The 12,207-nt window shown below is 62.3% G+C and carries 9 protein-coding genes; all 9 read left to right on the top strand.

Annotation, left to right across the window (positions count from 1 at the left end; all coding sequences use genetic code 11):
- Nucleotides 1-54: 54 nt before the first annotated feature.
- The gene (gene hisS, locus IPM27_04080) at nucleotides 55-1,329 is read left to right on the top strand and encodes a histidine--tRNA ligase (GenBank protein MBK9160729.1); all 1,275 of its coding nucleotides are present in this window, start codon (nucleotides 55-57) and stop codon (nucleotides 1,327-1,329) included.
- Nucleotides 1,330-1,332: 3 nt separating this feature from the next.
- Complete coding sequence (locus tag IPM27_04075) at nucleotides 1,333-1,971, top strand: tetratricopeptide repeat protein (protein MBK9160728.1); 639 nt, start codon at nucleotides 1,333-1,335, stop codon at nucleotides 1,969-1,971.
- Nucleotides 1,968-3,119: an outer membrane protein assembly factor BamB gene (gene bamB, locus IPM27_04070; GenBank protein MBK9160727.1), complete on the top strand. Its 1,152-nt coding sequence runs from the start codon at nucleotides 1,968-1,970 to the stop codon at nucleotides 3,117-3,119. Before IPM27_04075 ends, bamB begins: the two co-directional genes overlap by 4 nt.
- A gap of 141 nt (nucleotides 3,120-3,260) precedes the next feature.
- Complete coding sequence (gene der, locus IPM27_04065; protein MBK9160726.1) at nucleotides 3,261-4,676, top strand: ribosome biogenesis GTPase Der; 1,416 nt, start codon at nucleotides 3,261-3,263, stop codon at nucleotides 4,674-4,676.
- A gap of 33 nt (nucleotides 4,677-4,709) precedes the next feature.
- Entirely contained in the window at nucleotides 4,710-5,480 is a 771-nt protein-coding gene (locus tag IPM27_04060; protein MBK9160725.1) for a SapC family protein, read from the top strand.
- Nucleotides 5,481-5,522: 42 nt separating this feature from the next.
- The gene (locus IPM27_04055; GenBank protein ID MBK9160724.1) at nucleotides 5,523-5,924 is read left to right on the top strand and encodes a DUF2946 domain-containing protein; all 402 of its coding nucleotides are present in this window, start codon (nucleotides 5,523-5,525) and stop codon (nucleotides 5,922-5,924) included.
- 109 nt (nucleotides 5,925-6,033) lie between these two features.
- Complete coding sequence (locus IPM27_04050; protein MBK9160723.1) at nucleotides 6,034-7,266, top strand: TolC family protein; 1,233 nt, start codon at nucleotides 6,034-6,036, stop codon at nucleotides 7,264-7,266.
- Nucleotides 7,263-8,903: an efflux RND transporter periplasmic adaptor subunit gene (locus tag IPM27_04045; GenBank protein MBK9160722.1), complete on the top strand. Its 1,641-nt coding sequence runs from the start codon at nucleotides 7,263-7,265 to the stop codon at nucleotides 8,901-8,903. The genes IPM27_04050 and IPM27_04045 overlap by 4 nt, the downstream gene beginning before the upstream one ends.
- The gene (locus IPM27_04040; protein ID MBK9160721.1) at nucleotides 8,884-12,201 is read left to right on the top strand and encodes an efflux RND transporter permease subunit; all 3,318 of its coding nucleotides are present in this window, start codon (nucleotides 8,884-8,886) and stop codon (nucleotides 12,199-12,201) included. Before IPM27_04045 ends, IPM27_04040 begins: the two co-directional genes overlap by 20 nt.
- Nucleotides 12,202-12,207: the final 6 nt, after the last annotated feature.

The raw sequence follows: 12,207 nt of genomic DNA, 5'->3' as shown, positions 1-12,207 counted from the left end.
AAGAAGGGAGGTTTTCCAACTTCCCGCTTTCCACTTCCGACTTCCCGGTTTGATATGAGCAACGAAACACTACAAGCCGTAAAAGGCATGAACGACATCCTGCCGGACGAGGCGGAATTATGGCTGTGGTTCGAGGAGGAAGTGCGCGACTGGCTGCGCAGCTACGGGTACCGCAACATCCGCATGCCGCTGGTGGAGCCGACGGCGCTGTTCAAGCGCGCCATCGGCGAAGTGACCGACATCGTCGAGAAGGAGATGTACAGCTTCGAGGATGCGCTGAACGGCGACCATCTGACGCTGCGTCCGGAAGGCACCGCCTCCTGCGTGCGTGCTGTGTTGCAGCACAATCTGCTGTATAACGCGCCGCAGCGTCTGTGGTACGGCGGCCAGATGTTCCGTCACGAACGCCCGCAGAAGGGGCGCTACCGCCAGTTCCACCAGATCGGCGTGGAGGCGCTGGGCTATGCCGGGCCGGACATCGACGCCGAACAGATCATGATGTGCGCGCGGCTGTGGAAGAAGCTGGGGCTGCGCGAGGTGGCGCTGGAATTGAACACGCTGGGCGACCCGGCTTCGCGGCACCGCCATCGCGCCAAACTGATCGCTTATTTCGAGCGGCACAAGGATGCGCTGGACGCGGACGCATCGCGCCGTTTGTACAGCAACCCGTTGCGCATCCTCGACAGCAAGAATCCGGCGATGCAGGAACTGGTTGCGGGCGCCCCAAGGTTGTCGGACGAACTGGAAGACGATGCGCTGCAGCATTTTGATACGTTGCAGGCGTTGCTCAGGCAATATGATGTACCGTTCAAGCTCAACCCGCGTCTGGTACGCGGGCTGGATTATTACAACCGCACCGTGTTCGAGTGGGTGACCACGCATCTCGGCGCGCAAGGCACGATCTGTGCGGGCGGTCGTTATGACGGACTGGTCGAGCAGATCGGCGGCAAGCCCGCGCCGGCGACCGGTTTTGCGATGGGTGTGGAGCGTCTGCTGGTGCTGTTGCAGGATGGCGGCATGGCATTGCCGAAAGCGGCCGTGGATGTGTATGTTGTGCATCAGGGTGAGTCGGCTGTCCGTCTGGCCGTGCAGGTTGCGGAGCAGTTGCGCGACGCCGGGTTGAACGTGCTGTTGCATTGCGGCGGCGGCAGTTTCAAGTCGCAGATGAAAAAGGCCGATGCCAGCGGTGCCGCCGTGGCGGCGGTGATCGGCGACGACGAGGCCCTGGCGAACGAAGTCGGTGTGAAGCCGATGCGGGGTGGCGAACAGGTACGGGTGGGTGCGCGCGACCTCATCCCGGCAATCAATCAAATCATCAGGCAGGAGTAGAGCATGGCAGCATTGGATTTGCAGGAACAGGAACAGATCGAGGCGCTCAAGGCGTGGTGGAAGGATAACGGCAACCTGATACTAGGCACCATTCTGGCGGTCGTCATCGCGATGGGCGGCTGGCGCGGCTGGCAATATTACCAGCACCAGCAAGCCACCGAAGCGGCGACCCTGTATGCGGCGTTCGCCATGCAGCTGGAAAGCAACGATGCCAAGCGCGTCAACGATGCCGCGACCGCGGTGATGGATAAATATACCGGCACCGCCTATGCGGCACACGCCGCATTGCTGTCGGCGCAGGTGAACGAACAGATCAACGACATGGCGCGGGCCAAGACGCAATTGCTATGGGTCATCGACCATTCCTCCGAGGATGAGTTGAAGGATGTTGCACGCCTGCGCCTGGCATCGGTGCTGCTGGACGAGGCCAAGTATGACGACGCGCTGAAGCTCCTTGAAGCGAAGCATCCTGCCGCATTCGACGGCTTGTATGCCGACCTGAAAGGCGATGTGCTGAATGCGCAAGGCAAGGCTGAAGAGGCCAGGGCAGCCTATCAGCAGGCTTACGATAAAACGGATGAGAAGAGCGCATATCGCAGCCTGATCCAGATGAAGCTGGACGCATCGGGGGCAGCGCGATGATCTCGCCACGCTTGCTGATCGGTTTGGTGCCGTTCCTGCTGGGCGGTTGTGCGGCTGTGGATACCGTGCAAGGCTGGATAGGCAAACCGGGTGCCATTGAACCGGCCAAGCTGGTGGAGTTCAGCGAGACGGCCAGGTTCGAGGTGCGCTGGCATGCCAATGTCGGCGATTCGGGGCAGAATGTGCTGCAACCTGCACAGACAGCGGACGCCGTCTATGGTGTGTCCGGGGATGGTGCGCTGACTCGCCTGGACCGCGCCACCGGAAAACAGGCATGGCGCATCGATACCGGTATCAGGGTATCCGGCGGGGTGGGCAGCGGCGGTGGGATGGTACTGATCGGCAGCGACAAAGGCGAGGTGCTGGCGTATGGCGAAGACGGCAAGTTGCGCTGGAAAAGCAAGGTCTCAAGCGAAGTGTTGAGCGCGCCGCAAGCGGTGAACGGGGTGGTCGTGGTGCGCAGCGGCGATGGCCGTATCGCAGGGCTGGATGCGGCGAACGGCAAACGCCTGTGGCTGTATGAGCGCAGCACGCCCGCGCTGGTGGTGCGCAGCCATGCGGGTGTGACGTTGCAGCACGGCATTGCATATGCCGGATTCGCCGGCGGCAAGCTGGTGGCGATCAACATTGGCGACGGTATGGTGCTGTGGGAAAACTCGGTATCACAGCCGCGCGGGGATACCGAACTGGAACGCATCAGTGACATCACCAGCAATCCGGTGGCGGATGACGAGCAGGTATGCGCCATCGCTTTCCAGGGGCGCGTGGCGTGTTATGGCGCCTCACAGGGCGGCCCGTTATGGAACCGCGACATCTCCAGCGACAAGGGCATGATGCTGCTGCGCAAATATCTTTATCTCAGCGATGCGGACGGGTCGGTCATCATGCTGGATAAGAACAGCGGCAGCACGGTATGGAAGAACGAGAGGTTGTTCATGCGCGACACCTCCACGCCGTATGCATTGGGCGATTTTGTCGTGGTCGGTGATTACGAGGGCTACCTGCATGGCTTGAACCGCGAGGACGGCAGCTTTGTGGCGCGCATCAAGCTGGATGGCAGCGCGATCGGCGCCGCGCCCGTCGGGATGGACAACGGTCTGCTGGTACAGACCCGCGACGGTGGACTGTATTCGCTGTCCGTTCATTGATTCTCAACCACAAAGAGCGCGAAGTTTTTTCCGGGTTCCGGAAGAATGGCGCGGGCCGATTACCGAAAAGCAAAACTGATTTTCTGGAATAACTGGACACCCTGCTCCGTGACGAGATGTTTTTAAGATTGATCCCCTGACATGCTATTACCTACACTTGTACTGGTCGGCCGTCCGAACGTGGGCAAGTCCACCCTGTTCAATCGCCTGACACGCAGCCGCGACGCGCTGGTCGCGGACCTGCCCGGCCTGACACGCGACCGCCATTACGGGCGCGGACGCGTGGGAGACAAGCCCTATCTGGTAGTGGATACCGGCGGGCTGGAACCGGTCGCCAAGGACGGCATCCTGCACGAGATGGCCAAACAAAGCCGCCAGGCCGTGGACGAGGCGGATGTGGTGCTGTTCCTGGTGGATGGACGGGCCGGCTGCACGCCGCAGGATGCCATCATCGCCGGGCAATTGCGCAAGACCGGGAAGCCCGTCCTGCTGCTGGTCAACAAGGCCGAGGGCATGCAGCGTGCAAGGGTGGCCGCCGAGTTCTTCGAACTGGGGCTGGGCGAACCGCTGCCGATCTCTTCCGCGCATGGCGACAACGTGAATGAAGTGGTAGAGATCGCACTGGAGGATTTCCAGGCTGGGGCGGAAGCGGAATCGGAAGAGGAAGTCAGCGTCGGGCACCCGCCGAAGATCGCCATCGTCGGCCGTCCCAACGTCGGAAAGTCCACGCTGGTGAACGCCATCCTCGGCGAGCAGCGCGTGATCGCATTCGACCAGCCTGGCACCACGCGCGACAGCATCCATATCGATTTCGAGCGCGATGGAAAGCAATACACCATCATCGACACAGCCGGCGTGCGGCGGCGCGGCAAGATCGAGGAAGCGGTGGAGAAGTTTTCCGTGGTCAAGACCATGCAGGCGATTGAGGACGCCAACGTGGTTGTACTGGTGGTGGATGCGCGCGACCAGATCACCGAGCAGGATGCTCATGTTGCCGATTTCGTGCTGCAGGCTGGGCGCGCACTGGTGCTGGCGGTCAACAAGTGGGACGGGCTGGATCAGTATCAGCGTGATCAGGTCAAGCGCGACATCGAACGCAAGCTGCATTTCCTGGCGTTTGCAAAGATGCATTACATCTCCGCGCTACACGGCAACGGCATACCTGGCGTATTGAAATCGGTGGACGAGGCTTATGCTGCGGCGATGGCGAAGCTGTCCACGCCGAAGCTCACCCGCGCGCTGATCGGCGCGCTGGAGAAACAGGCGCCGCCGAAGGGCGGGCGCTTCAAGCCGAAGATGCGCTATGCGCACCAGGGGGGCAGCAACCCGCCGCTGATCGTGATACACGGCAGCGGGCTGGACGATGTGCCGGCCAGTTACACGCGCTATCTCGAGCGTACCTTTTGCGAGATCTTCAAGTTACAGGGCACCCCGCTTAGGATACAATTCAACTCCAGCAGGAACCCGTTCGAAGGCAAAAAACCGAAGCCACTTACCGAGGCCGAGCAGCGCAAGGCGCATCGGGCGCGGATTCGCGGCCGCAAGCTGTACGGTTGACTGGCCATCCCTCAAATCATCAAGGAGAAATTAATGACTGAATTCGCTTTTTATCGCAAGGTCGTCGCACTGAACTCGGCGACACATCGCAATCTGAAGTTCGCGCCCCTGGAGGCCAATTTTTCCTTTGCCAGTGACACTACGGCAGTGCTGATCGCGGGCGTGGAATTCGCCGAGGCCGGTCGTGAATATCCCATCGTGTTCATTCGCGGCGCAGACCAGCAGATGCGGCCGGTCGCATTGCTCGGCGTGCGCAATGGAGAGAATCTGTTCGTCGACGAGCAGGGCAAGTGGGATGCGCGTTATATCCCCGCATTCGTGCGTCGCTATCCGTTTGTGATGGCCGAGGGCGGCGAAGCTGGTCGGCTGGTAGTTTGCATAGATGAGAGTTGTCCCGCGCTGAACGTCGAACATGGCGAACTTCTGATCAATGCCGAGGGCAAGCTCGAACCGCGCATGAACGAAGTGATGCAGTTCCTGCAGAATTTCCAGCAGGAATTCACGCGCACCGAGTTGCTCGTCAAACAGCTCGACGAACTGGGGCTGTTCGTGCAGCAGGGCGCTCGTTTCGACACGGCTGCCGGCGAGACCTTCCAGCTGAACGACTTCTACCTGATCGACGAGGCGAAATTCGGTCAGCTTGCCGACGACCAGCTTCCCCCCTTGTTCCGCAGCGGCGCGCTGGGGTTGGCCTACCTGCATCTGTCTTCCCTGGGGAATATGCGCAAGTTGCTGGATCGGATCGTGGGGCGTGCGGCAGCACAGAAGCAGGCGGCACCAGCCGCAGACACGCCGCTGCACTAGTCTGTGTTTGACAAGCGAGGCAAGTTTTGCCAAGCTGGGCTCATGTCCGATAGCTTCAGAAAACTTGTTGCCGTGATTCTGGCCATCTGGTTGCCGCTGTTCAGCGGCAACGCGATGGCCGTTTCTGCCGTCATGCAGGCGCAAGATGGCGACTGTCATCCCGCAGTTGCGCAACCCGGAAAGCACCCTGCTGAAGGTTCGTCGCAGCATGCGCACCACGCACTGGCTGCAACCGACGGGCTACCCGAAGGTGCTGGCGACCAGCACGATCCTTCCTGCGACAATTGCGGCGTCTGCCATATTGCCTGCACCGGCTATCTCGGTGTGCCTGCCGTTGCCATGGAGTTGTTCGATCCCGGTTCTCGGGTCGTGCATCCCATCGCCGTGAATTTTGTTTCGCATCTTTCCGCTCCGCTCGACCCGCCTCCTCTCGTTATCGCGTAACGCGGGACGAGTCCGTCTGCTGAACCCGTAGTTCCGACCCTCGTTCCGCTTCGTGCGGCAGCCGTTAGCGGTTGTCCGTTCGTACTCCAATTGCAACGGGATGCGGAACATGAAATCTCTATTAATCATCTTTACCGTGCTGCACGCGTTCTGGCCTGCGCCGGCTGGTGCTGCCACCGAACCATTGCCGGGCAGCGACCTCGATGGTCTGCTGGCCTATGCGCGCGAGCACAACCCCGAACTCGCCGCCGCGCAGCACGAGGCATTCGCCGCCGTGGCGCGCAGCAAGGCCGCCGGTACGCTGGCCGACCCGGTGCTGCGCATCGAGCCGATGGATGTGACCAACGGCAACCCTGCCACCAAGTTCACCCTGATGCAGAAGCTGCCCTGGTACGGCACGCGCGACCTGCGAAACGAGGTGGCGGACGCGCGCAGAGAGGAAGCGGCGGGCCGAGTTGCCGCCACTTGGGCCGACCTCGCGACGCGCATCAAGCAAGCCTATGCCCGTTACTACTACACCAAGGGCAGTGAGCAGCTCACGCAGCAGACGCTGGACCTGCTGAACGGACTGGAGCAGATCGCCCGGACGCGTTACGCCAACGGCCTTGGCCAGCAACAGGAGGTGATCCGCATCCAGCTGGAACAGACGCGTTTGCAGACCGAGTTGCTCGCCTTGCGGAATGCAAACCATCACAGCCATGTGCGCCTGAATACACTGCTGTCTCGCCCGGGCAATGCGCCGCTGGCGGAACCGGCGGCCCTGCGCACCATGCCGCCGCTCGCGCAACTGGACGAGACCGCCCTGCTCGAACGGCTGGAGGCGCTCAACCCGCAACTGCGCATGGCCGAGGCCAGCCTGCGCGCCGCCGACCGTCAGCGCGAACTGCAATATGCCGACCGCTACCCGGACGTGACGCTGGGCGTCGCACCGACACGCAACAACGGCAGCTTCTCGCGCTGGGATCTGATGCTGGAACTGAACATCCCCTTGCAGCAATCCGCGCGCCGCGACAAGGAGCGTGAAGCGGAAGCGATGCTAACCGCTGCCGATCACCGCAAGCGATCGGTGCTGGAGCAGAAACGTGCCGCACTGTCCGAAGCACTCTCCGCATTAGAGACCGCACGCCGCACCGAGCAACTGATCGCCACCCGCCTGCTGCCGCAGGCGCGACTGTCGCTGGACGCCACCATGGCTGCCTATGAGACCGGCAAGTCCGGTTTCGCCATGCTGATCCAGGCACAACAACAACTGCTGACCATCCGTCAGCAACGGCTGCGCGCGCAGACCGACATGCAACTCGCGCTGGCCGATATCGAAAACCTGCTGGGAGAATCACTATGAACGACAAGATCAAACTCGCACTGGGCGCACTACTGCTCGCCCTCGTCGCCGCTGGCAGTTACTGGTATGGACGTCAGGATGCAGGATCCGGGATTCAGGATTCCGTGAAAAGCGAAGCGCGCAAGCTGCTCTACTACCGCAACCCGATGGGACTGCCCGACACTTCGCCAGTGCCCAAAAAAGATTCGATGGGCATGGATTACATCCCGGTGTATGCGGGTGAAGAAACGGAAGACAAGGAAGGTTTCAGCATCAGCGCTGCCAAGGTGCAGAAACTGGGCGTGCAGAGCGAAGCCGCCGCGATGCGCGAACTGGGCCTCAGCCTGCGCCTGAACGCGCGCATAGCAACCGACGAGCAACGCCTGTACACCCTATCGCCCAAGTTCGAAGGCTGGGTCGAGAAGTTGTACGTCAACACCACCGGCCAGCGCGTGCGCAAGGGCGAACCGCTGTTCGAGGTGTACAGCCCGGAACTGGTGTCCGCCCTGCGCGAACTGGAACTGGCCAAACACGGACTGGCGGAACTCAAGGATGCGGATGCAGCGGCACAGCAGAGCATGCAGCGCTTGGTCGAAGCCAGCGCGGCACGCCTGAAGAACTGGGACGTCTCCGGTGCAAAACTGAACGGCGACCGCGTGACCTACCACGCGCCCGCCAACGGCATCGTGCTGGAAAAGATGGCGGTCGAAGGCATGCGCTTCATGCCGGGCGAGCAGTTGTACCGCATCGCCGACCTGTCCATGCTGTGGGCCATCGCCGACGTGGCGGAGCAGGACATCGGCGGCATCCGCTTGGGCAGTGATGCGCAGGTGACGGTGGACGCCCTGCCCGGCCGCACCTTCACCGGCAAGGTGGATTTCATCTACCCGACCCTGAACGAGATGACGCGCACGGTGCAGGTGCGCATCGTGCTGCCCAATGCGGACGGCGTGCTCAAGCCGGCCATGTATGCCCATGCCCAGATCGCGGCCGGAAAGCCATCCAAAGTACTGACCATACCGACCTCGGCAGTGATCGACAGCGGCATGCAGCAGACAGTGCTGGTGCGTCTGGACGAAGGACGCTTCACACCGCGCAAGGTGACGCTGGGCCAACGCAGTGACGACTATGTGGAAGTCAGCGACGGCCTGACGGAAGGTGAACAAGTGGTCACCCGCGCCAACTTCCTGCTCGATTCCGAGAGCAACCTGCAAGCGGCATTCAGCGGTTTCGGTAACGGCAATCCAGGGGCCGAAGAGAGACAAAACCTTGTTGAACCGTCGCGAGCGTCAGGAGTGCAAGGCGCGCGGAGCGCAGCGACCGAGACATACCATGAAGGTAGGCGAGAGAGCGAGCACCGCGCAACGCCGAAATCCGGACGCGCAGCAGGTACAGCAAGCGTTTTGGTCGGGCATACCGCGACCGGCGTTCTGGAGGAAGACTACGGCGACGGCAACGTGAGTATCACCCACGAACCCATCCCCTCGCTCAAGTGGCCGAGCATGACCATGGACTTCGCGCTGGCGAATCCGTCACTGGCGGCGAATCTGAAACCGGGCAGCGCCATCGAGTTCGAGATCGTCGAACGCGGGCAGGGCGAGTGGGTGATCACCAAGCTGAACGCGAAGGAGACGGCAGATGCTGAACACAATCATTGAGTGGTCGGCGAAGAACCGCTTTCTGGTTCTGCTCGCCACCCTGTTCATCACACTGTCCGGCATCTATGCGCTGGTGAAGACGCCACTGGACGCATTGCCCGATCTGTCCGACGTGCAGGTGATCGTCTACACCGAATATGCCGGGCAGGCCCCGCAGGTGGTCGAGGATCAGGTGACGTATCCGCTCACCACCGCGATGCTGGCCGTGCCGAAGTCGAAGGTGGTGCGCGGCTTCTCCTTCTTCGGCGCGTCCTTCGTGTACGTGATCTTCGAGGACGGCACCGACATCTACTGGGCGCGTTCGCGCGTGCTGGAATATCTGAATCAGGCGGCGGGCCGTCTGCCGCGCAGCGTGTCGCCGCAACTGGGGCCGGACGCGAGCGGTGTGGGCTGGGTGTACCAGTACGCGCTGCTCAGCGAGAAGCATGACCTCGCCCAACTTCGCACCATGCAGGACTGGTATCTGCGCTATCAACTGACCAAGGCGCAAGGCGTAGCCGAGGTGGCCAGCATCGGCGGGCAGGTGCAGCAATACCAGGTCACGGTCGATCCGGTGAAGCTGCGCGCCTACGGCATCCCGCTGAGCCGTGTGTCGCAGGTGATACGCGACGGCAACCGCGATGTCGGCGGACGCGTGCTGGAGATGGCCGAGACCGAGTACATGGTGCGCGGACGCGGCTATCTGCGCGGCAAGGCGGACATCGAGATGCTGGTGGTGAAAGCCGAGCGCGGCACGCCGGTGCTGCTGCGCGACATCGCTCGCATCGAGCTCGGGCCGGACAGTCGGCGCGGCATCGCGGAACTGGACGGTGAAGGCGAAGTGGTGTCCGGCATCGCCATGGCGCGTTACGGCCAGAACGCGCTGGAGGTGATCGCCAACATCAAGCAGAAGATCGCCGAGGTGTCCGCCGGTCTGCCGGACGGCGTGACGATCCGCGCGGTGTACGACCGCTCGGAGCTGATCCAGCGTGCCATCGCCACGCTCAAGCACACGCTGCTCGAAGAAGGATTGATCGTGGCACTGGTATGCATGGTGTTCCTGATGCATGCACGCAGCGCACTGGTCGCCATCGTCATGCTGCCCATCGGCGTGCTGATGGCCTTCATCGCCATGCGCGCGCTGGGCGTCAATTCCAACATCATGAGTCTGGGCGGCATCGCAATCGCCATCGGCGCGATGGTGGATGCGGCGATCGTGATGATAGAGAACGCGCACAAGCATCTGGAGCGGCTGCCGTCAGTCCCCTCCCCCGCTGGCGGGGGAGGGTTAGGGAGAGGGTTGGTCGGAGACAACGAAACCACCCTCTCCTCCAGCCCCTCTCCCGTAAACGGGCGAGGGGAGCCAAGTCTTGATGCGCGAGTGAGCGCCATCCTCGCCGCGTGTAAGGAGGTTGGCCCCTCCCTGTTCTTCTCGCTGCTCATCATCACAGTCTCCTTCCTGCCGGTGTTCACGCTGGAAGCGCAGGAAGGCAGACTGTTCGCGCCGCTGGCGTTCACCAAGACCTTCGCCATGGCCGCTGCGGCGCTGCTGTCGGTGACGCTGGTGCCGGTGCTGATGCTGCTGTTCATCAAGGGGCATATCCGGCCCGAGTCCGCGAACCCGCTCAACCGCTGGATGATCGCCGCCTATCGCCCGCTCATCCACTGGGTGCTGGCGAAGAAGAAAGCGACGCTGGTCATCGCAGTAGCGGTGATGGGCTTGAGCATCTATCCCGCGATGAAGCTGGGCAGCGAGTTCATGCCCACGCTGAACGAGGGCACGCTGTTCTACATGCCCACCGCGCTGCCCGGCCTGTCGGTGACCAAGGCCGCCGAGCTGCTACAGACGCAGAACAAGATCATCAAGAGTTTCCCCGAGGTGGCCTCGGTGTACGGCAAGGCGGGACGCGCGGGTACCGCCACCGACCCGGCACCGATGGAGATGTTCGAGACGGTGATCAACCTCAAACCGCAGGAGGAATGGCGCGACGGCATGGACACCGACAAGCTGATCGCCGAACTGGACAAGGCACTGCAGTTCCCCGGCGTGGCCAACTCGTGGACCATGCCGATCAAGGCGCGCATCGACATGCTCTCCACCGGCATCCGCACACCCATCGGCATCAAGGTGTTCGGCAAGGACCTGAATGAGATGGAGCGACTGGCCAAGCAGATCGAGTCCGTGGTGAAGACCATCCCCGGCACCAGCTCCGCCTATGCCGAACGTATCACCGGCGGCTACTACCTCGACATCACACCGGATCGTGCCGCGCTGGCACGCTACGGATTGAGCATGGGCACGGTGCAGGACGTGATCGCCTCGGCATTGGGCGGTGTGAACGTCACCACCACGGTGGAAGGACTGGAACGATTCGGCGTGAACGTGCGTTATCCGCGTGAACTACGCGACTCACCCGAGAAGATCACACGCGAAGTGCTGGTCACCACACCGGACGGCGCAATGATCCCGCTCGGCCAGCTCGCCAGCGTGCGCATCAGCAAGGGCGCGCCTTCCATCCGCACCGAGAACGCGCTGCTCTCCGCCTACATCTACGTCGATATCCGCGAGCGCGATATCGGCTCCTACGTGGCCGAGGCACGCCGTGCCGTGAACGAACAGGTCACCTTCCCGCCCGGTTACTACGCCACCTGGAGCGGCCAGTTCGAATACATGGAACGCGCCATCGCCAAGATGAAGATCGTGGTCCCGGTCACGCTGCTGCTCATCTTCCTGCTGCTGTATCTCAACTTCCGCCGCGTCACCGAATCGCTGGTGGTGATGCTGTCGGTGCCGTTCGCGCTGGTCGGCGGCGTGTGGTTGCTGTGGCTGCTGGATTACAACCTGAGCGTCGCGGTCGCGGTCGGCTTCATCGCGCTGGCCGGTGTGGCCGCAGAGACCGGCGTGGTGATGCTGATCTATCTGGAGAAGGCCTGGCAGGAGAAGCTGGCGGAGTGTGCGAATACACCTCCGGAAAATACTGGCCGCGATACTCATCCTGCCTTCCCCCACCCTAACCCTCCCCCGGAGGGAGAGGGGACGAACGTCTCGCGGCTGCCCAGCCGCGAGGATCTATATGACGCCATCATGGAAGGTGCAGTCGAACGTGTGCGCCCCAAGATGATGACCGTGGTCGCCATCATGGCCGGCCTGCTGCCCATCCTGTGGAGCAGCGGCACCGGCTCGGAAGTGATGCGCCGCATCGCCGCGCCCATGGTCGGCGGCATGGTGTCGTCCGCCGTGCTCACCCTGCTGGTGATCCCGGTCATCTACGCGCTCGTCAAGCAACACCAACTTTCCTCAACCCCACCAACCCACTAAAGGAGA

The sequence above is a fragment of the Nitrosomonadales bacterium genome (genome assembly GCA_016716325.1).
Taxonomy (GTDB): Bacteria; Pseudomonadota; Gammaproteobacteria; order Burkholderiales; family Gallionellaceae; genus Gallionella.
The sequence above is the reverse complement of the archived record's forward strand: the minus strand, read 5'-3'. Positions and strand labels throughout refer to the sequence as shown.